Source organism: Pseudoalteromonas sp. 2CM28B (assembly GCF_023161935.1).
The window spans coordinates 427,468-446,179 of sequence record NZ_JALNTH010000004.1 but is presented as its reverse complement, the minus strand read 5'-3'; the positions used below and the strand labels follow the sequence as shown (position 1 = coordinate 446,179).

The 18,712-nt window shown below is 40.0% G+C and carries 23 protein-coding genes; 16 read left to right on the top strand and 7 right to left on the bottom strand.

Going from position 1 to position 18,712, the window contains the following annotated elements:
• The first annotated feature begins 76 nt into the window (after positions 1 to 76).
• Entirely contained in the window at positions 77 to 1,150 is a 1,074-nt protein-coding gene (locus MTN96_RS08805) for a glycosyltransferase family 1 protein (RefSeq protein WP_248531238.1), read from the top strand.
• Positions 1,147 to 2,229: a glycosyltransferase gene (locus MTN96_RS08800; RefSeq protein WP_248531236.1), complete on the top strand. Its 1,083-nt coding sequence runs from the start codon at positions 1,147 to 1,149 to the stop codon at positions 2,227 to 2,229. Before MTN96_RS08805 ends, MTN96_RS08800 begins: the two co-directional genes overlap by 4 nt.
• Here MTN96_RS08800 and MTN96_RS08795 read toward each other — a convergent pair.
• Positions 2,212 to 2,940 (bottom strand): 3-deoxy-D-manno-octulosonic acid kinase, encoded by a 729-nt coding sequence (locus tag MTN96_RS08795; RefSeq protein WP_248531234.1) that lies wholly within the window; start codon positions 2,938 to 2,940, stop codon positions 2,212 to 2,214. The genes MTN96_RS08800 and MTN96_RS08795 overlap by 18 nt on opposite strands.
• A gap of 124 nt (positions 2,941 to 3,064) precedes the next feature.
• Between MTN96_RS08795 and MTN96_RS08790 the strand changes: the two genes are divergently transcribed.
• The 6 genes from MTN96_RS08790 to glpG all read left to right on the top strand — a co-directional run bounded on the left by MTN96_RS08790 (position 3,065) and on the right by glpG (position 8,326).
• A complete protein-coding gene (locus MTN96_RS08790; protein ID WP_248531232.1) occupies positions 3,065 to 4,126 on the top strand; it encodes a glycosyltransferase family 9 protein in 1,062 nt (353 codons plus the stop codon).
• Positions 4,123 to 4,686: a D-glycero-beta-D-manno-heptose 1,7-bisphosphate 7-phosphatase gene (gmhB, locus tag MTN96_RS08785; RefSeq protein ID WP_248531230.1), complete on the top strand. Its 564-nt coding sequence runs from the start codon at positions 4,123 to 4,125 to the stop codon at positions 4,684 to 4,686. Before MTN96_RS08790 ends, gmhB begins: the two co-directional genes overlap by 4 nt.
• A 168-nt stretch (positions 4,687 to 4,854) precedes the next feature.
• Positions 4,855 to 6,051, top strand: coding sequence for a glycine C-acetyltransferase (locus MTN96_RS08780; RefSeq protein WP_024034359.1), 1,197 nt, complete (start codon positions 4,855 to 4,857; stop codon positions 6,049 to 6,051).
• 49 nt (positions 6,052 to 6,100) lie between these two features.
• Positions 6,101 to 7,126, top strand: a complete 1,026-nt coding sequence (gene tdh, locus MTN96_RS08775) for an L-threonine 3-dehydrogenase (RefSeq protein WP_004588559.1) — start codon at positions 6,101 to 6,103, stop codon at positions 7,124 to 7,126.
• A gap of 64 nt (positions 7,127 to 7,190) precedes the next feature.
• The gene (gene glpE, locus MTN96_RS08770; protein ID WP_004588558.1) at positions 7,191 to 7,508 is read left to right on the top strand and encodes a thiosulfate sulfurtransferase GlpE; all 318 of its coding nucleotides are present in this window, start codon (positions 7,191 to 7,193) and stop codon (positions 7,506 to 7,508) included.
• Entirely contained in the window at positions 7,505 to 8,326 is an 822-nt protein-coding gene (gene glpG / locus MTN96_RS08765) for a rhomboid family intramembrane serine protease GlpG (protein ID WP_004588557.1), read from the top strand. Before glpE ends, glpG begins: the two co-directional genes overlap by 4 nt.
• A 2-nt stretch (positions 8,327 to 8,328) precedes the next feature.
• Here glpG and MTN96_RS08760 read toward each other — a convergent pair whose 3' ends face one another.
• Positions 8,329 to 8,727 carry a flagellar basal body-associated protein FliL gene (locus tag MTN96_RS08760; protein ID WP_024034357.1) on the bottom strand — a complete coding sequence of 133 codons (399 nt, stop codon included), beginning with the start codon at positions 8,725 to 8,727 and terminating at the stop codon, positions 8,329 to 8,331.
• Positions 8,728 to 8,881: 154 nt separating this feature from the next.
• On the opposite strand from MTN96_RS08760, the gene MTN96_RS08755 reads away from it, so the two are divergent.
• The gene (locus MTN96_RS08755; RefSeq protein WP_248531227.1) at positions 8,882 to 9,421 is read left to right on the top strand and encodes a chorismate lyase; all 540 of its coding nucleotides are present in this window, start codon (positions 8,882 to 8,884) and stop codon (positions 9,419 to 9,421) included.
• Complete coding sequence (gene ubiA, locus MTN96_RS08750) at positions 9,418 to 10,296, top strand: 4-hydroxybenzoate octaprenyltransferase (protein WP_248531225.1); 879 nt, start codon at positions 9,418 to 9,420, stop codon at positions 10,294 to 10,296. The genes MTN96_RS08755 and ubiA overlap by 4 nt, the downstream gene beginning before the upstream one ends.
• Positions 10,297 to 10,359: 63 nt before the next feature.
• On the opposite strand, the gene MTN96_RS08745 is transcribed toward ubiA, so the two are convergent.
• The 3 genes from MTN96_RS08745 to MTN96_RS08735 all read right to left on the bottom strand — a co-directional run bounded on the left by MTN96_RS08745 (position 10,360) and on the right by MTN96_RS08735 (position 12,994).
• On the bottom strand, positions 10,360 to 10,980 hold the full coding sequence (locus MTN96_RS08745; protein ID WP_055252920.1) for a 2OG-Fe(II) oxygenase: 621 nt from the start codon (positions 10,978 to 10,980) through the stop codon (positions 10,360 to 10,362).
• 245 nt (positions 10,981 to 11,225) lie between these two features.
• Positions 11,226 to 12,110, bottom strand: a complete 885-nt coding sequence (locus MTN96_RS08740; RefSeq protein ID WP_248531223.1) for a LysR family transcriptional regulator — start codon at positions 12,108 to 12,110, stop codon at positions 11,226 to 11,228.
• 446 nt (positions 12,111 to 12,556) lie between these two features.
• A complete protein-coding gene (locus MTN96_RS08735; protein WP_096740037.1) occupies positions 12,557 to 12,994 on the bottom strand; it encodes a DUF2721 domain-containing protein in 438 nt (145 codons plus the stop codon).
• Between the two features lie 83 nt (positions 12,995 to 13,077).
• Between MTN96_RS08735 and MTN96_RS08730 the strand changes: the two genes are divergently transcribed.
• From MTN96_RS08730 to tsaD, 3 genes are all read left to right on the top strand, one after another.
• A complete protein-coding gene (locus tag MTN96_RS08730; protein WP_024034351.1) occupies positions 13,078 to 13,437 on the top strand; it encodes a DUF2007 domain-containing protein in 360 nt (119 codons plus the stop codon).
• Positions 13,421 to 14,011 carry a YjaG family protein gene (locus tag MTN96_RS08725; protein ID WP_248531221.1) on the top strand — a complete coding sequence of 197 codons (591 nt, stop codon included), beginning with the start codon at positions 13,421 to 13,423 and terminating at the stop codon, positions 14,009 to 14,011. Before MTN96_RS08730 ends, MTN96_RS08725 begins: the two co-directional genes overlap by 17 nt.
• Positions 14,012 to 14,180: 169 nt before the next feature.
• Positions 14,181 to 15,194, top strand: a complete 1,014-nt coding sequence (tsaD, locus tag MTN96_RS08720) for a tRNA (adenosine(37)-N6)-threonylcarbamoyltransferase complex transferase subunit TsaD (protein ID WP_054983164.1) — start codon at positions 14,181 to 14,183, stop codon at positions 15,192 to 15,194.
• A 9-nt stretch (positions 15,195 to 15,203) separates the two neighbouring features.
• Here tsaD and plsY read toward each other — a convergent pair whose 3' ends face one another.
• Positions 15,204 to 15,812 (bottom strand): glycerol-3-phosphate 1-O-acyltransferase PlsY, encoded by a 609-nt coding sequence (gene plsY, locus MTN96_RS08715; RefSeq protein ID WP_064386912.1) that lies wholly within the window; start codon positions 15,810 to 15,812, stop codon positions 15,204 to 15,206.
• 230 nt (positions 15,813 to 16,042) lie between these two features.
• Between plsY and folB the strand changes: the two genes are divergently transcribed.
• Genes folB through MTN96_RS08700 form a run of 3 tightly spaced genes read left to right on the top strand, consistent with a single transcriptional unit; the run spans position 16,043 to position 17,688 of the window.
• Positions 16,043 to 16,402, top strand: a complete 360-nt coding sequence (gene folB, locus MTN96_RS08710) for a dihydroneopterin aldolase (RefSeq protein WP_064386911.1) — start codon at positions 16,043 to 16,045, stop codon at positions 16,400 to 16,402.
• Entirely contained in the window at positions 16,403 to 16,891 is a 489-nt protein-coding gene (gene folK, locus MTN96_RS08705) for a 2-amino-4-hydroxy-6-hydroxymethyldihydropteridine diphosphokinase (protein ID WP_055252923.1), read from the top strand.
• Complete coding sequence (locus MTN96_RS08700; protein ID WP_004588544.1) at positions 16,888 to 17,688, top strand: undecaprenyl-diphosphate phosphatase; 801 nt, start codon at positions 16,888 to 16,890, stop codon at positions 17,686 to 17,688. The genes folK and MTN96_RS08700 overlap by 4 nt, the downstream gene beginning before the upstream one ends.
• A 72-nt stretch (positions 17,689 to 17,760) precedes the next feature.
• Here MTN96_RS08700 and MTN96_RS08695 read toward each other — a convergent pair whose 3' ends face one another.
• Positions 17,761 to 18,549 carry a hypothetical protein gene (locus MTN96_RS08695; protein ID WP_055252924.1) on the bottom strand — a complete coding sequence of 263 codons (789 nt, stop codon included), beginning with the start codon at positions 18,547 to 18,549 and terminating at the stop codon, positions 17,761 to 17,763.
• Positions 18,550 to 18,712 lie beyond the last annotated feature (163 nt).

Here is an 18,712-nt window from a genome sequence, read left to right as displayed (position 1 = left end):
TATAAAAATGTAACCTAGCTATCGTAAAAACAATGGGATTGATATACTGCTGCGCAAATAGGAAATAGAGAATGCAATGAGCAACAAACGACTTTTATTTATACCCGTATCATCGCCACAAGGAATAGGTGAATACATGCGCTCGTTGTTGCTAGCCCAAAGCCTTGAGAGTGAATGTCTAGGTTCACTTACCATCCATTTTGTTTTAAATAAACACGCGAACTACGCTAAAAACTGCCCATATGATACCACCTTGCTTGAGCGCTCTGCGACTAAAGAGCGCGATAAAGTGTGTGAAGTTATAGCCGATTTTAAACCTGACATTGTAATATTTGATTGTGCAGGGCGCGCTGCTCACATGAAAGCTGCAAAAAAAGTGGGTGCCAAAGTGGTGTTTATTTCTCAGCATGCGAAAAAGCGAGCGAAGGGCTTAAAACTTAACCGTATCAACTTAATTGATAGCCATTGGGTGGTACAGCCCGATTACTGCATTGAACCGCTGAGCTGGGCTGAAAAAGCTAAAATAGATATGTTTTCTTTAGCTATGCCTAAAAATGTGGGCCCTTACATAGCATTTTCATCAGCGTGCGATACCAAACAGGTGTTAAAAAAATATCAGCTTGATGAACAAGGCTACTTTATTGTGAGTGCAGGCTCTGGCGGTCATGTACTAGATAATCAAAACTGTGCAGATGTATTTTTTGCTGCCGCAGAGCAAATTTCATTGCAAACAGGGTTAAAGGCGGTGGTGGTATTTGGCCCTAACTATAATAAAGCGTTGCCAGTATCAAATACGGTTATAAATTTGGATACGTTAGAAAATAGTGAGTTTTTGTCGCTTATGGAGCAAGCTAAATTTGCATTGTTAAGTGCTGGCGACACCCTATTGCAGGCGGTTGCTGTTAAAACGCCTGCTGTGGCATGTGCTATTTCAAAAGATCAAACACAGCGCTTAGCAAGTTGCGCCACAACTGGCGTGGTAATTAAAGCAAACTTTGAGATTAAAGACATAGTAAGTAAAGCCAGCGCTTTACTAGTAGAGCCGCATTTTAACCAGCTACTAGAAAAATATTCTTTGCTTGAAAGCGCGCATAGCTATGAAGAAATAACGCAAGGGATTAAAAGCATGCTGATGGTTGCCGATAGATGAATATAGTGATTGTAATAGACTCGTTAGCGGGTGGCGGCGCCGAAAAAGTGATGCTAACCCTTGCTCAGCAGCTAGTAAAAACGCATAGCGTTACTATTTTATCGTTGGCTAATAAATATGAATACACGATCCCTGCGAATATAAAGGTTGAAAGTTTATTCAGTGATAAAGCCACTAAAGTGGATCGTTTTTGGAAAATAAATAAAAGTGTAGCAAAGCTAGAGGCGTGGTTTAACAACAAACAAAAACAAATTGGCCCCATAGATTTAGTGCTTAGCAATTTAGATAGAAGCAATAACTTATTGGCTAAAAGCCAGATTAAAAATGTTCACTTTGTTATGCATAACTCTGTTAATGCAGAGCTAGCGAGGCAAAAAAAGTTAGGCCCGTTTTCTTATCACTATCTTAAAAAGTCAAAGCAAAACTTAAACGGAAAATCCTTGGTGTGCGTGTCTAAAGGGGTAGAGCAAGAAATTACCCAAGGGTGTTTAATTAGCCCAAGCGCCATCACAACTATTTATAATCCCTTTAATTTAGCAGATATAAAGCGGCTCTCAGATGAGGTTAATACGCAAATTCCGCAATCGCCGTATGTTATTCATGTAGGGCGGTTAGCTAAACAAAAGCGCCACGATATTTTATTTGCGGCATTTGCAAAGCTTGATAAAAAATACAAATTAGTCCTTTTATGCAATAAGCCTAGCAAAGCATTTAAGCTTGCAAAAACGTATGGTATTGAGGGACAACTTATAGTGCCAGGGTTTGAACAAAATCCGTATAACTGGATTAAGCAGGCTGAGGCATTAGTATTAAGCTCCGATTTTGAAGGGCTCCCTACAGTGTTAATTGAAGCATTAGCTGTTGGGACGCCTGTAGTAAGTACTAACTGTACGTTTGGACCGAGCGAAATTTTAACAAACAACTTGGCTAAATATTTAGCGCCTGTAGGGCATAGCGATGAGCTAGCGGCTAAAATTGAGCTGGTTTTAAACGCTAAGCCTAATGTAGATAATGCCGACATTTTACAAAAGGTAACGGCCGAACAAGTTGCTAAGCAATACCTAGCTTTGTGTGGTTAATTGCTCTATATAAATAGCCAATAAAGTTTGCCAGTCATTGCTTTGCCAATAAAAAGCGTTGTTACGTCCTTGCTCTTTTAAAAATGAGCGCTCTAAACGTGCCATATTACTTTGTTGCCATTGCTTGTTAGGTGGTTTTATTTCGCCGCGATCAAAGTCGATAATATAAACCTCGCCCGTTTCATTAAATAAAATATTATTTATATTCAAATCAGCGTGGTACACACCTTTTGAGTGAAATAGCGCAACAGTATTGGCAATGCGCTTGAGCTCATCTTCTGTTAGTGGGCGTTCAATTAAAATATCGAGCAGGCTTTTAGCCCCTTTTACAGCCTCTGTAATTATATCGCCACGATAAATTAAGCCTGCGGTTGTTACCTTAGCGGCAATGGGTTTTGGCACATTTAAGCCAAGCTCAATAAGCCTTATCATTAAGCTGAACTCTTTATACACTCGGGTGTTTTTAAGCCCAGGGTAGAGGTACTGATCGCTTAACAACTTGCCAACTAAACCGCCGCGCCAATAGTGCCTAAGCACAGCGGTTAAATTATCGTGTTTAAAAAACCAGGCTGTGGCGCGGCCTTTTTTAGCACCGACTATTTTATTTTGCTGTTGCCAATAATCTGCATCAAACCAGTTTAAATCAACCTCGTTAAAATAATCTGGGTGGCTTAAAATAGTGTGCTTACCTTGCGTTAGTGTTTTAAACATAGCTCGTTAAAATAATTCAATAATGCGTGTATATTAACGTGTTTTATAGCGCAGCATAAGTGCTTGCATTAGTGCGAGTATAATTTAAGATCGCAGTCTATTATTTAAAGCCAAAGTGGAACGCGTGACTCAAGTGCCTAATTACTCCTCAATTTGTATTTTAAGACTCTCTGCCATTGGTGATGTGTGTCATGCCGTTAGTGCTGTACAAGCCATTCAAAAAGCACACCCCAATGCAAAAATAACGTGGGTAATGGGTAAAATAGAAGCCATGTTACTTGCCGATTTACCTGGGGTTGAGCTGGTAGTTTTTGATAAAAAACAAGGTAAGGATGCACTTAAAAAGTTAGCACATTCTTTTAAAGGGCAGCAGTTTGATGTGCTGCTTAATATGCAGGTCGCATTAAGAGCTGGCTTTGTTGCACGCTGTATTCCGGCTAAAGTAAAAATAGGCTTTGATTGGGCACGTTCAAAAGAATTACATAGCTTGTTTATAAATAAACGAATAGCCCCACAAAAAGAAGCGCATGTGCTAGAGGGGTTTAAAGGCTTTGCGGGTGCCATTGGAGTTAAAGACTATTCACCTACCTGGGATATGCCTTATACCTTAGCGGATGAGAACAAAGCAGATGAGCTATTAGGGCCTGCGCATTTGGCAAATAAGTTATTGGTAATATCGCCAGCGGCCAGTAAAGCACAGCGAAACTGGTTGCCTGAGCGCTATGCAGCCCTTGCTGATTACGCGCATGAGCAGGGCTTTAACGTGGTACTAACGGGCGGCCCAACTGAGCTTGAGATTAATTTAGCTAATCAAATTATAAAACACAGTCACTGCACTATTTTAAACTTAGTCGGTAAAACAAAACTTAAAGAGCTGTTATGTGTGCTTAAGCGCGCTGATTTAGTTTTAGCCCCCGATACCGGCCCTGCACATATGGCGGTAACGGTAGGTACGCCGGTTATTGGTTTATATGCGCATTCTAATCCTGCACGTACAGGCCCTTATTTATATCAAGACTACGTAGTTGAGGTGTATCATCAAAATCTGCTAAAGCAAACGGGTAAAACAGCTCAACAATTGCCTTGGGGTACGCGCGTTAAGGGAGATGACCTTATGAGCCAAATAACCGTAGATAGTGTTAAAGCTATGTTTGATCATGTGGTACAAAAAGAGTCTATAAAATGAGTGTAACAGAAAAAAACAAAGCGCTTTTTTTAGACCGAGATGGCGTGGTAAATATTGATCATGGCTATGTGTATCAAAGTGAAAAATTTGAATTTATAGACGGTGTGTTTAGTACCTGTAAAGCATTTTATGATGTAGGTTATAAAATTATCATAGTGACTAATCAATCGGGAATAGGGCGAGGTTACTACACTGAAGATGACTTTTTAGCTTTAACTCAGTGGATGAAAACACAATTTAGTAAGCACAATATTAAAATTACAGATGTGTATTTTTGCCCGCACCATCCCAAAAAAGCGATGGCGCAATATTTAAAACAGTGCCAGTGCAGAAAGCCAGCTCCAGGTATGTTGTTACAAGCTATGCAAGAGCATAATATTGACCCTTCGAGCAGTGTTATGGTGGGTGATAAGCTTAGCGATATTCAAGCGGCACAAAAAGCGGCTATTAGCACGCGAGTGCTAGTTCGCTCTGGCCAACAATTTGACGAAAACGCTAAACAATACGCCGATTTAGTGATTGACTCTATTAACGATTTACCAGCACACTACTTGGTATAAAGTGCGTTTATATTTTCGCAACTAAAGTGTTAAGTATTGCTGCCATTACCTGTATTAGCGACGAGCTGCAAACAGTGCATTTTACTTGTTAAACTTTTACAATACACCCCAACATAAACAGTGGCTTTAATGTTGTTGTTTACCCGTTCATTTAATTGGAGACTACAGATGAGAGCATCTGCTTTTTTTAGCCAACTACAAGAGCAAATTGAAGACGTTAAAGCGCAAGGTTTGTATAAAAGTGAGCGTATTATTACCTCGCAGCAACAAGCTCAAATAGAAGTTGCATCTGGCGATAAAGTTATTAATTTTTGTGCTAACAATTACTTAGGCTTAGCAAATAGCCCTGAGCTAATTAAAGCAGCGCAAGGTGGTTTAGATGACCATGGCTTTGGTGTTGCTTCAGTGCGTTTTATTTGTGGCACGCAAGATATTCATAAAACACTAGAACAAAAAATTAGTGCGTTTTTAGAAACCGAAGATACAATTTTATACTCGTCTTGTTTTGATGCTAACACGGGCCTATTTGAAACTATTTTAGGCGCTGAAGATGCTATTATTTCTGACTCTCTAAATCACGCATCAATTATTGATGGCGTACGCTTATGTAAAGCTAAGCGTTTTCGTTATGCTAATAACGATATGGAGGATCTTGAAAAGCAACTTATTGCAGCTGATGAAGCGGGTGCTAAAACAAAGTTAATTGCCACCGATGGCGTGTTTTCGATGGATGGCGTAATTTGTAACCTTGAAGCTGTGTGTGACCTTGCTGATAAGTATGATGCATTAGTGATGGTTGATGACTCACATGCGGTAGGCTTTGTTGGCGAAAACGGTAAAGGCACGCCTGAGTACTGTAATGTGCTTGACCGTGTAGATATTATTACCGGCACGCTAGGCAAAGCGCTGGGCGGTGCATCAGGCGGTTATACATCAGGTAAAAAAGAAATTGTTGAATGGCTACGTCAGCGTTCGCGCCCTTACTTATTCTCAAATTCATTAGCGCCTTCAATTGTAACTGCTTCAATTAAAGTACTCGAAATGCTTGAAAATGGTGGCGAGTTACGCGCTAAACTTTGGTCAAATGCTAAATATTTCCGTGAGCAAATGGAAGCCGCTGGCTTTACGTGTGCGGGTAAAGATCATGCCATTATTCCTGTAATGCTTGGCGATGCTAAAGTTGCTTCATTAATGGCAGACAAACTACTCGCTGAAGGCATTTATGTAACCGGTTTTTCGTTCCCTGTTGTGCCAAAAGGCCAAGCGCGTATTCGTACACAAATTTCTGCTGCGCACAGTATTGAACAACTAGACACCGCAATTGCTGCCTTTACCCGTATTGGTAAAGAAATGGGCGTTATTTAATTTTTTATAAACCGAAGTATTGCTTCGGTTTTTTAGTTGAGTGTTAACTATGAAAGCCTTATCAAAATTAAAAGCCGAAACCGGCATCTGGATGACCGACGTACCCAAGCCTGAAGTAGGGCATAACGATCTACTCATTAAAATTCGTAAAACTGCGATTTGCGGCACCGACGTTCATATTTATAAATGGGATGAGTGGTCACAAAAAACCATTCCGACCCCTATGGTCGTAGGCCATGAGTACGTGGGTGAAGTGGTTGATATGGGCCAAGAAGTACGTGGCTTTGCAGTAGGTGACCGCGTATCTGGCGAGGGGCATATTACGTGTGGGCATTGTCGTAACTGTCGTGCTGGTCGTGTGCATTTGTGCCGAAATACAACCGGTGTAGGCGTTAACCGCGAAGGCGCATTTGCAGAATATCTAGTTATTCCGGCCTTTAATGCGTTTAAAATTCCTGACAATATTTCTGACGAGCTTGCGTCTATTTTTGACCCGTTTGGTAATGCTGTGCACACCGCTTTATCGTTTGATTTAGTGGGTGAAGATGTGCTTATTACAGGGGCTGGGCCAATTGGTATTATGGCGGCAGCCGTTGCTAAGCATGTGGGTGCTCGCCATGTTGTGATTACCGATGTTAACGAATACCGTTTAGAGCTTGCGCGTAAAATGGGCGCTACACGTGCCGTAAACGTTGCGAACGATAAGCTTGAAGATGTAATGAATGAGCTAGGTATGACTGAAGGCTTTGATATTGGCCTTGAAATGTCAGGTGTGCCAAGCGCCTTTAATTCTATGTTAAATAACATGAACCATGGTGGCAAAATTGCCATGCTGGGTATTCCGCCATCAGATATGGCCGTAGATTGGAATAAAGTCATATTTAAAGGCTTAGTGATCAAAGGTATATATGGTCGCGAGATGTTCGAAACGTGGTACAAAATGGCAAGCTTGATTCAATCGGGCCTTAATTTAGACCCTATTATTACGCATCAATATTCGGTAGATGACTTCCAAGCTGGCTTTGATATGATGATTTCAGGTCAATCTGGTAAAGTAATTTTAAACTGGGAATAGTTTAAAGTTTGCATACAGAGGCGGCTTAAGCCGCCTTTTTATTATATTTTTAAAAGAGATTTCAATGGCATTTAAACATATATCTATAGCACAAACGCACGAACTGCTTGATAAAGAAGATGTAGTGATCGCAGATATACGCGATCCTAACTCGTACCAAGCAGGGCATATTCCTGGCTCTGAAGCGCTTTCAAATGCCAATATAGCTCAGTTCATGATGGAAAAAGAGTTCGATCAGCCCATTATTATTGTTTGCTACCACGGCATGAGCTCACAAGGTGCGGCTAGTTATTTAGTAGAGCAGGGCTTTGAAGATGTATATAGCATGGATGGTGGCTTTACGGCTTGGGAAGCGGCTTACAGCGAGAAAGTGGAACGATGATTGAGCTAGGTAGTTTAAATAATCCTCGTGCCGCACAGGGCTTTATAGATTATTTAAAAAGCCAAGGCTTAGAAGGGCAATTGCGCAGTGCTGATGGCAGTAATGTTATTATTTGTGTTGCGGGCGAGCACTTTCATCAAGTGCAACCTTTGTGGGCTGAATTTGTACAAAACCCCAATCATGAGCGTTATCAACAAGCCTCCTGGGATGTGGGCAGTACACAATCTGGCTTAACGTATCAAGGACAGTCGCTTAATTTAGTGGCGCGCTTTAAAGCACTAAGCTGGCTAAATAAAACCGTAAGTATTGTAAGCGTTGCTATTTACTTTGCATTTTTATTGGGTGGCTTTGAGCAAATTTATACTGCTTTGCAGTTTAACCCGAGCCAACCACTGAACTGGTTAACGCCGGCACTTGTTCATTTTAGCGCAATGCACATTGTATTTAACCTAATTTGGTGGATGTCGTTAGGTGATAATATTGAAAAGCAATGCGGCAAGCTGAGCTTAGTTGGGCTATTTGTGGTTACTGCACTTATTAGTAACTGGGCTCAGTTTTTAATTGTGGGGCCTAACTTTGGTGGTTTAAGTGGTGTTGTGTATGGTTTATTGGGTTTTTGTTGGATTCACAGCTATTTAAATCCTAAGCAACCTGCGCTAGTAAGCACTGCCATTATTGGCTTTATGTTAATTTGGCTGGTACTCGGTTTTGCTGATGTGTTGTTTGTTGGTATGGCTAATTGGGCGCATTTAGGTGGGCTTTTAAGCGGCATGGCTTATGCCGTAACCGCTAATTTATTTAATGCTAAAAAAGCGTAAGCTTAGTGGTATAAATACTTAGTAAATAATACTTCACGAATAATCTCTTGGCCTGTTTCTTCTTTTAGCAGGCTTTTTAATTTTTCGGCACACTTTGCTCTAATTTCTTCACGCCCAGTAAGCGACTTTATTTTTTCTTCAGGTTCTTTAGATAGTATTTCTACTAACGCATCGCGTAAAAGCGGGGTATGGTGCTCTACAATAGCAATATCTGCATTATTGCTAAGCATTAAATCTATAGTCACGCGTACATAGCCCATTTTTTTACTTGAAGCGCCTATGTAATTGGTAATAATGTCTGGCTCAAAACCAAAATAGCCCACTGTCGATTCCGCTTTTGCCGAAAAGCTAAAACAGTTTAGGATCAGTGCTAAAAAACCTGCGTATACTATTTTTTTCATCTTTAGTGTGTTTCCATTTTCTTAATACAAATAGTTTATACTTAATAGCGCCTAATAAACAGCTCCTGCAATTATTTATCGGCAGTAAAACATCACTTTTTCAAATGCTTTGGCAATGTTATCATCGTCTCGGTTTTTATTTGATTGAGCTATTGTGATTACATTTCCGCTTTCTATATCTGCCAATTGGCAATGTGCTTCTTTGGTAAATAACTTATCTGCGTTAGAGCAAGAGTGGCTATTTGAGCCACATTCATTAACCGCTAAATTAAAAAGTAATGCACAAAGTTTTAGTGTAAAAGTGCTTAATGAGCAAACTTTTACCCTAAGCGATGCACAGCAACAACTACTTGGCTCAAATACAAATAAAGCACTTAATCGCGAGGTGCTTTTATTGTGTGACAATACACCCATGGTGTATGCCCAAAGTTGGTTGCCCAGTACACAAACGCAAACAACACTGCATAATATGGGCGCACGCCCTTTAGGTGATGTTATTTTTCAGCACCCTCAACTTACCCGAAGTAATATTGAGGTAGGGCGCTTTGACTCAGAACATGCGCTGCAGTCACTTGTTAAAGAGTTGAATTTAACTACGCACCCTTTATTAGGTCGTCGTAGTGTGTTTTCTATTAATGATTATCACTTTTTAGTGTGCGAAGTATTTTTACCCGGAGCCTATTTGTACTCATGAAATTAGCCCCTTTGCAATTACAGCATAGCCCTTTTTATATTCAGCTCATGCGCGTTGACAAACCTATCGGTACATTACTATTACTGTGGCCTACTTATTGGGCTTTATGGCTTGCAAACGGTGGTATGCCAAGCTTAGTTAACTTTATTGTATTTACCTTAGGCGTAATTGTTATGCGCAGTGCTGGCTGCGTTATTAACGATTTTGCAGATAGAAAAATAGACGGCTCAGTTAAGCGTACAGCAGGGCGGCCTATGGCCACCGGACAAGTAAGTGCAGGTGAAGCACTGAGTTTATTCATATTACTGATAGCCATTGCTTTTGTATTGGTATTACTACTTAGCATCAACACTATTTTATTGTCACTTGGGGCGTTGGCACTGGCATTTTGCTACCCGTTTATGAAACGCTATACACACCTTCCGCAGGTAGTCTTAGGCGCTGCATTTGGTTGGGCAATACCTATGGCATATATGGCATCAATTGACTCATTACCGCTGCAGGCGTGGCTGTTATTTGTTGCAAATATTTGTTGGACGGTAGCGTACGACACTATGTATGCCATGGTCGACAGAGATGACGATTTAAAAATAGGGGTTAAATCTACTGCTATTTTATTTGGTAAATACGACCGCCATATTATATTTTTATTAAACGCTAATTTTATAGCGTTGTTGGCGCTTATTGGCTTAATTAACCAGCTAGGCTTGGCGTTTGTTGCAGGTTTATGTACTGCCGCTGGGTTACTTATTTATCAGCAAGTGCTTATTCATAAACGTGCGCGTGATGCATGTTTTAAAGCGTTTTTAAATAATCACTATGTGGGGTTAGCTATTTTTGTTGGCTTGTTCTTGTCATTTGTATTTGCGCGTTAATTTCATCTCAACGTTATAAATTTAACCTCAACATAGCCACTAGTTGTTGTGGCTATGTTGGTTTTATCGTGGCGGGTCAATTACTCCACTTATTGAGGCGTTCTTTCTAAACCAGCCAGCAATAGAGTAGCGCTCATTAATGGCAGGTAATACCTCGTGCGCAAAACGCTCGCTTTCAAACATAACGAGTGTCCCCGCGGTGGGTTTGATTATTATCTCTACTTGCTTACTTTTTGGCTTGTATATAACAAGCTCGCCACCTTGCTCGGGCGTATTTAAATAAAGGATTGTTGTAAATACGCGGTTAGATCGCCCTTTAAATGCATCAAAATGCTTTTTATAAAAGTCGCCTTGGGTGTATTTAGCGTAGTGGCACTCATAATCAAATAAGCCCATAAAAAACTGTCGATTAAGTGTGGTTTTTATACTTTCCATTGTTGCTTGATAAGTTAGCTGTGCTTGTGAGCTACCATCAAACCAATAGGTTTTATCTTTACGAATGGTTTTATCTATTTGTAAGTCATTTAAACGGCCAATACCTGCAGCGCTAAAATGCGGGTTAATACGGTGGCAATCGGTGATTAAACTCTCTACTAGCTCGCTAATAAGTGCGTTAGGAATAACAACATAACCATGGGTTTCTATTGCATCTAAATAAACATCAGAACTAAAAAGTGTGTTCATTTATGTCTGTTGATTAAAAAAGGTGCGACAGTGTAGCCTAAAAAAATTTAATAGCTAGTGGTTTGTGCTCCGCTATTTAAGCAAATAAAAACCTAACGCGTAAGCATAAAAACTAAAAGGGCTTTTTAGGTTAAGCTGCTGTGCTGCAGGTTTTGGTAACAAGAAGAGTAAATCAGTAAGGGCTATCTAAATTGGTTGCCCTTAAAAGGTTTAAGGGCAATGCGGTATGCTATTTTTATCTTGGCTTAAGTAATAGTCGTAGATGCTTTTTTGATAAGAGATAATAAATGGTCAATGTGTTCGCCAACTGCTGCTTGTTGGCTTGTTTGTATAACAAGTTGTTCGTGACTTAAGTCTTTATTTGTTTTTAGCTGTACAAGCTCTGTGTGCTCTGCAAGAGTGCTCGCGTGTTCAATACTTGCAATAGCAAAGTGATCTGATTTAACCAGCCCTGACATTACTTGCTCAATGCTGCCTACCTTAATGCTAGCCGATTTGTTGAGCATATCGATGGCTTCGTTAAGCATGCTTTGCACTTGTTTAGACTGAGAAAAACAGCCGTACATAGGGTAGCTATCTAAATCGTGTTTGCTGATATCGCTTTTATTTGCTAACGGATGATGTTTAGAAACAAACAATACCAGTTGGTCTGGCAGGTGTATGTCGCTGCCGATGCTGTTAATTGCCTGCGAATAAACACTGATATCAATCTCGCCCTCTTGCAGTTTGCGTGCAAGTTCGTGCTGCTCTTGCAATTGCATTTCTATTTTAACATGGGGGTATTGTGCTAAAAATTGCCCGCATGAGATAGGTACTACACTGCTGGCTTTGTTGGTATAGCCAATGACTAACTTTTCGTCAGTATTGCCGTTAACCGATTGAGAAATTCGTTTTTTTGTATGCTCAAGTTCGGCAAGGGTGCTTTTGGCGTAATCAAGAAATAGCTCGCCTTCGGGTGTTAACTTTACTGAACGTGTTGAGCGTTTCACCAGTTCGTACCCCATTTCGTCTTCTAGGGTTTGAATGCTGCGCGTTAGCGCTGATGTACTAATTTGAGTTTGTTCGGCTGCTTGTCTGAAGTGGCGTAACACACCAAGCGCTACAAATTGTTCTAACTGTTCAAATCTCACTTTATAGTCCCTTTTTATAAGTAAGTCGCGTGTGCCGCGAACATCAATAATATTAGATTCGAGCTTTCAAAAAGCGAAGCCTAATATGTAACTGTGTTTGCAAATTTATGACATATTTGCCTCAGCATATCCCTCTTTTAGTATTATTTAAAGAGAAGACGCATTTAAAAGTATTACCAATTAGGCTTATTTATAGTGATTTATTACTCTATTTAAAACTAAGCTATGTTAGCAAGTAAGACTAAATACAATGACTTAGGTGCTTTGATGCTTTTAAAAGTAATACTTTAGACATAATTTAGCATTAATTAATAAAAAAGTATGCCAGAAAAAAGGCTATAGGAGAATCCTACGTAGTGATTTGTAATGAAGTGAGGCATAAACGCTTATAGTTTTAGGTTATGCCATCGCTTTATTATTGTTTAAGATTTTAGAAAAATAAGCCGCTAAGGCTTATTACTTTTGTTAGTAAAGTTTTTAGTAATGCGGTTACTTAAGGGTTTGTCTTCAATACTTTGTAGCTCTATTTCTATGGCGTCGCACGAAATATGAATTTCAAATAACGATGTTAATAACGAAAGGCTTAAGCACGCTAAGCTCACCCCAAACAAAATAATGCCTGTGGTATTAAATTCTATAAATAAGGCAAACATTGATAGCGTACACAATAAAAAAGACGCCACACCATACACTTGCATGGTACGTATTAGCTTAATGCGCTTTCTTAAGTTTGTTATTTGAGCCACAACAACGGGGCGAATAGATTCACCTTCTCGTGAATTTAATTCTCGGATTAATTGCGCTAGTACTAAAAAGCGGTTTGTGTAAGCAAGCAGCAACAGTGAGATTGCTGGAAAAAGTAAACCTGGGGTAGTAAGTGTCATTGTTTTATCCTAAAAAGTTACCTGCTATACACTTTAGTAGAGTATCGTAGGATATTGTAAACACAAAATAATTGAGGTGATAATTGCAAAATATTAATACTCATAGTACTCAGCAAGCTTTTCAGTGGGTAACGCTCTACAAAGCAGATAACACATTAGAGGCAAATATAATCAAAGGGCTGTTATTAAGCGCGGGAATTGAGTGCCAAATTCAAGGTGAAATGCTTCAAGGCGCCTTAGGCGAAATCCCCTTTGAACAAACCCAAGTAAGTGTGCAGGTTTATTCGATAAAAGAGCGCCACGCGCGCGAAATATTGGTAAACTACCAACAAGTAAAACAATCCGCTCCAGATTGGGTATGCCCTAACTGTAATGAGCATAATGGATCAACATTTGATTTTTGTTGGTCATGTGAGACGTTAAGAAATGACAAAAGCGAATAACTTTCAGCGTATTAGAGAGCTAAACTACTTACAAAAAGCGGTGTTAGCAAGTGCTTTAATTGAGCGTATGTTACCTAATTATGGTTTATTTAGTGAAGCCACCAGTTTTGGTGATGAAGCCTTATTACGCAGTGCGTTAAATGTTTGCTGGGAAAAAATATTACTACCAAAAAGTAAAATAGATCTCGAAAAACAAGTAGAAAAAATTGAGCCAAATGTACCTGAACTTGCCGACTTTGATATGTTTGGCACTTACCCCGCAATAGACGCTGCAACCTCGCTTTTGAGCCTAATGCACGGCTTGATGGGGCAAGACGAGCAAGAATTTATAAGTGTTAGTAAAATATCGCAAGCAACGGTGGCGCGTTTTATTGAATACCAAATGACGGTTGAAGGTGAAGTGGCTGACAATAAAGCCGTACGAGAACACCCATTAATGCAATACGAAATTGAAGTTTTGAGTGAGCTAATCGACTTTGTAGAAAATATGGGCCGCGTGACTTCTGAAAACGTTAAGGCACTTAAAAAGCAGGCCGTTGCAGATGGACAAACCAATATTGGTTTAGCGTTATAGTTGTAATTATTAACTGTGGTTAATTAATCGCTCTCTAGCAATTTTAGCGTTTATTACGTTGAACTTAGTAAAAACCTTAGCTAGAGAATGATAAAATAGTTTTAAATATGTGTGTAAATCTCTTAACCACAATGCAGGTTAAGCAGTAAATAAAGGCAGGAGAAGTAAAGTGCGAATTTTAGGCATTGAGTCATCGTGTGATGAAACCGGTATTGCAATTTACGATGATGAAAAAGGCTTATTGGCTCACCAGTTATACAGCCAAGTAAAAGTACATGCAGATTATGGCGGTGTTGTACCTGAGCTTGCATCGCGCGATCATGTTCGTAAAACCCTGCCACTTATTGACGCTGCGTTTGCTCAAGCCGGTTGTGGCCCTGAAGATTTAGATGGCATTGCATACACCGCAGGCCCTGGTTTAGTCGGGGCGTTACTGGTAGGTACCTCTATTGGCCGCTCTTTAGCCTATGGTTGGGATATTCCAGCTGTTGCCGTGCATCATATGGAAGGGCATTTACTTGCTCCTATGCTTGAAGAAAACGTGCCTGAGTTTCCCTTTATTGCTCTGCTCGTGTCGGGCGGCCATACCATGATGGTAAAAGTAGCCGGTATAGGCCAGTACGAAGTATTGGGTGAATCTGTTGATGATGCCGCAGGTGAAGCATTTGATAAAACAGCTAAACTGCTAGGGCTTGATTACCCAGGCGGCCCTCGACTAGCTAAAATGGCTGAGCAAGGTGTTGCAAAACGGTTTGTTTTTCCACGCCCTATGACGGATAAGCCAGGCCTTGATTTTAGCTTTAGTGGCTTAAAAACAGCAGCTTCTATAGCGATTCGCGAAAATGATGATGACGCACAAACCAAAGCAGATATCGCCCATGCGTTTCAAACAGCAGTGATTGATACATTGGTTATTAAGTGTAAGCGTGCTCTAAAACAAACCGGGATAAAACGTTTAGTGATTGCCGGCGGAGTAAGTGCAAATACACAGCTGCGCTTACAGCTTGAGCGTGTTATGCAAGGTATGAAAGGACAGGTTTACTATCCACGTACTGAGTTTTGTACTGATAATGGCGCAATGATTGCCTACGCTGGTATGCAGCGCTTAAAAGCAGGCCAATTTGCCACACTCGACATGAAAACCAAACCGCGTTGGCCAATAGACAGCTTAGAAGCGATTTAGCATCAATAATTATTGATTTTTTTCATTAGTGGGCGCTTTTTTAGCGCCCACTTTTGGTTCTTCACCTTTAAAAAGGCGAATAATATTAGTGCGATGACGAAATATAATTAGCACGGTAATAAAGGTTACCGGTAGGGTGTAAAGCGGTTTAATCAACCACGTATACAGTGGAGCAAGCGACACCGTGACCAAAGCGCCTAATGAAGAAAAGCGCGTAATAGCAACCATAATAATCCAGGTACTTATTAATAGCCCCGCCAACGATAAACCAATCGGCAATAAAGAGCCAAACGCAGTGGCTACCGCCTTTCCGCCTTTAAAACTAAAAAATAGTGGGTACATATGCCCTAAGCACGCGGCAACGGCGACCAAACCAAGTGCTAAAGGCGTTAGGTCTAAAAAATACGCCCCCCATACGGGGATGGTGCCTTTTAAAATATCAAACACTAATACTAAGCACGCAGGAAATGCTCCACCTAAACGATACACATTGGTGGCACCTGGGTTATTTGAACCGCTGCTGCGAGGGTCTGGCAGTTTGAATAGCCGAGACACTAATATAGCCGATGAAATCGACCCTAATAAGTAGGCTAAAACAAACAGTAAAATGGCTAACACAAAGTCCCTTATTTTTTAATTGCTATACCCATCGATAGCACTTTTACGCTATTATTGGCGGCACAATTTATCGTGAAAATTATTAACTGCTGTATTTTGCAGTTAATCTAGCTATTTGGCTATTGTAGAAGTAATTTTTACATATTTAAACACTGCTTAAAGCATATACAGTATTAATTTAATCAATGCATTGTATGCTTATAGAGTGTTTATAGTTATTTGGAGTATCAATGGATAAGGTTTTTATATCTCAACTACACGTCGACACAATTATTGGAGTGTACGACTTTGAAAAAGAAAGTAAACAAAGCCTTTATTTTGATATTGAAATGCTCAGCGATATAAAGCCTGCAGCAGCAAATGATGACATTAATTTAGCACTGGATTATGCAAAAGTAAGCGAGCGAGTGATTGAGCACACTACGGCTAAGCCGGTTGAGTTACTTGAAACCTTAGTAGAGCAACTAGCAACTATTATATTAACCGAATTTAATACACCACAAGTAACAATTAGAGTGAGCAAACCGGCCGCTGTAGCGCAAGCAAACACCGTAGGTGTAGAAATAACACGCACACAGGCTATGAGCTAAATGGCGCAAATTTATATCAGCTTAGGCTCAAATATAAATAAAGCGCATTATATTCGCTGTGCGCTTGATGCACTTGAGCAACACTTTACAGATATTGTGCATTCATCTGTTTTTGAAAGTGAAGCAGTAGGGTTTAAAGGTAATAACTTTTATAACTCGGTGGTGGCTGCTACCACATCAATGCCGCTTGAGCGTGTTTGTAAGTTATTAAAACAAATAGAGCGAGATAACGGGCGTAAAGCGGATGATAAAAAATTTAGCCCCCGTACATTAGATTTAGATCTGCTCTTTTACGATGACGTTATTTGCGACTCGCCTGCACAATTACCTCGCGATGAAATTACCAAAAACGCTTTTGTACTTCAGCCTCTTTGTGAAGTCGCCCCCAATTTTTATCACCCCGTTGCTAAGCAAACCATTGCTGCGCTATGGAGTGCGTATAACAACCCTCAACAAAAACTATGGAAGGTGGAGTTTTCTAACCCATGAGTATTTTAGAAATAATTATTTTAGCCCTGATACAAGGATTTACTGAGTTTTTACCTATTTCGAGCTCAGCTCACTTAATTTTACCTTCGCAAATTTTGGGATGGGAAGACCAAGGCCTTGCTTTTGATGTGGCTGTGCATGTTGGTACGTTAATAGCGGTTGTTATTTATTTTCGTAAAGAAGTGGCTGATATTCTTAGCGCCTGGTTTAAATCGTTTGGTGCCCAAGGCACCACCGACGACAGTAAACTTGGCTGGTGGATTATACTGGGCACTGTACCTGCTGCGTTATTAGGCTTATTGCTAAAAGACGTTGTTGAGCTGTACCTGCGCAGTGCCTGGGTTATAGCAGCTACGACTATTATTTTTGGTTTATTACTTTGGTACGCCGACGCCAAAGGTAAGCAAATGAAAACAATTTATCAGCTTAACTGGAAAACAGCACTGCTTATTGGCTTTGCTCAAGCGGTGGCTATGATCCCAGGTACCTCTCGCTCTGGCATTACCATGACAGCGGGTTTATTGCTAGGTATGAACAAACAAAGCGCAGCGCGTTTTTCGTTTTTACTCGCTATACCTATTATTTCTATGATGGGCCTTTACTACACGATAGAACTGGCTTTAGGCGATCATGTGGTTGATTGGAGCACATTAATTTTAGGTGTAGTCCTTTCGTTTTTATCGGCGTACGCCTGTATTTTCATGTTTTTAAAAGTGATAGAACGAATGGGTATGCTGCCGTTTGTAATTTATAGACTTTTACTTGGCGTTGGCTTAATTGTATTTTTAACGCTTTAAAATAAAGAGTGCATAAAATGCCCCCACTAGCTTAATTTTAAACTACAGCGGGGGCCTTAATATCTACAAAAGTTACAAATTAAGTAAATAAGCTTCTATAAACTGACGTTGATTTGGTGCTTCAGGTGCTGTTTTAAAGCTAATGACGCCTGCATTTTTTCGTAACTTGAGTTTATCAGTAAATTGACACTCAACACGATTGAATTGTGAAGCAGTGTGTTTAAAGTTTTCGTCTTTTTCACACATGTACGCTATTTCATTTGCAACTTGAGCGCAAAAAGAACCCACCGCATACTTTTTGAGGTTTTCGTCGTTGACGTTAGCCCAGTCAAGTTGTGTCTCTATGGCTGAGCCGCACTGTTGAAGTGTATTTTGTTGTGCTTTAATTAGTTGTTGCTGTTGAATTTTTAAATGTTTGTTACGATCAAAGCTAGCAAGTCGCTCTTGAGTTCCGTCAGCTAACTGTTGTTCGTATTGTGCTTTTAAATCTTCAACAATAGCAGGGCTAGATTCATCTTTTTTTGATAAGAAAGTGCCTTCACTACCTTGAGGTATGTATAGGGTGTAAGAGCAACAGCGATAACCTTCATTAACAGTGACTAAACTACGCTCAGTTCCATCAAAAGTGAACTTATAAGCTTTATTTGTTCCATGAGGCTTTAGGTTTGTTAGAAAAACGACACCATCAATCTTATGGTTTACCCCTGTAACTTTCACTAATGCCTGTTTTTTATCAAGAGTTGGTGCAATAACAACGTTTACTCCTTCACCTGAATTTAGTTCTAGGGGGTATTTAGCCAGCTCGAGCGCAAAAGCTTGCTGAAAAAATAAAATAGAGGCTACGAACAATAGTTTTTTCATGATAAATCCTTTTAATTATTAAGAATTGTATTTAGCTAATTTATAACACCGATGCCAATTTATTTAAAGCTGTAACTAAAATTGCGAAACCTGACTCTCAAATAAAAATTAATAAGGATTAACGCTGTTTTAGCATCAGTGAATTGACGATACGCGCATAGTC

What these genes read in the sequence shown, in the direction of transcription:
- MTN96_RS08760 (WP_024034357.1), bottom strand. Translation starts at nt 8,727, where the DNA reads ATGAAAAAAATAGTATACGCAGGTTTTTTAGCACTGATCCTAAACTGT.
- folB (WP_064386911.1), top strand. Translation starts at nt 16,043, where the DNA reads ATGGATAAGGTTTTTATATCTCAACTACACGTCGACACAATTATTGGA.
- MTN96_RS08780 (WP_024034359.1), top strand. Translation starts at nt 4,855, where the DNA reads ATGAGAGCATCTGCTTTTTTTAGCCAACTACAAGAGCAAATTGAAGAC.
- folK (WP_055252923.1), top strand. Translation starts at nt 16,403, where the DNA reads ATGGCGCAAATTTATATCAGCTTAGGCTCAAATATAAATAAAGCGCAT.
- glpG (WP_004588557.1), top strand. Translation starts at nt 7,505, where the DNA reads ATGATTGAGCTAGGTAGTTTAAATAATCCTCGTGCCGCACAGGGCTTT.
- MTN96_RS08735 (WP_096740037.1), bottom strand. Translation starts at nt 12,994, where the DNA reads ATGACACTTACTACCCCAGGTTTACTTTTTCCAGCAATCTCACTGTTG.
- tdh (WP_004588559.1), top strand. Translation starts at nt 6,101, where the DNA reads ATGAAAGCCTTATCAAAATTAAAAGCCGAAACCGGCATCTGGATGACC.
- MTN96_RS08805 (WP_248531238.1), top strand. Translation starts at nt 77, where the DNA reads ATGAGCAACAAACGACTTTTATTTATACCCGTATCATCGCCACAAGGA.
- ubiA (WP_248531225.1), top strand. Translation starts at nt 9,418, where the DNA reads ATGAAATTAGCCCCTTTGCAATTACAGCATAGCCCTTTTTATATTCAG.
- MTN96_RS08795 (WP_248531234.1), bottom strand. Translation starts at nt 2,940, where the DNA reads ATGTTTAAAACACTAACGCAAGGTAAGCACACTATTTTAAGCCACCCA.
- MTN96_RS08745 (WP_055252920.1), bottom strand. Translation starts at nt 10,980, where the DNA reads ATGAACACACTTTTTAGTTCTGATGTTTATTTAGATGCAATAGAAACC.
- MTN96_RS08695 (WP_055252924.1), bottom strand. Translation starts at nt 18,549, where the DNA reads ATGAAAAAACTATTGTTCGTAGCCTCTATTTTATTTTTTCAGCAAGCT.
- glpE (WP_004588558.1), top strand. Translation starts at nt 7,191, where the DNA reads ATGGCATTTAAACATATATCTATAGCACAAACGCACGAACTGCTTGAT.
- gmhB (WP_248531230.1), top strand. Translation starts at nt 4,123, where the DNA reads ATGAGTGTAACAGAAAAAAACAAAGCGCTTTTTTTAGACCGAGATGGC.
- MTN96_RS08725 (WP_248531221.1), top strand. Translation starts at nt 13,421, where the DNA reads ATGACAAAAGCGAATAACTTTCAGCGTATTAGAGAGCTAAACTACTTA.
- MTN96_RS08700 (WP_004588544.1), top strand. Translation starts at nt 16,888, where the DNA reads ATGAGTATTTTAGAAATAATTATTTTAGCCCTGATACAAGGATTTACT.
- MTN96_RS08800 (WP_248531236.1), top strand. Translation starts at nt 1,147, where the DNA reads ATGAATATAGTGATTGTAATAGACTCGTTAGCGGGTGGCGGCGCCGAA.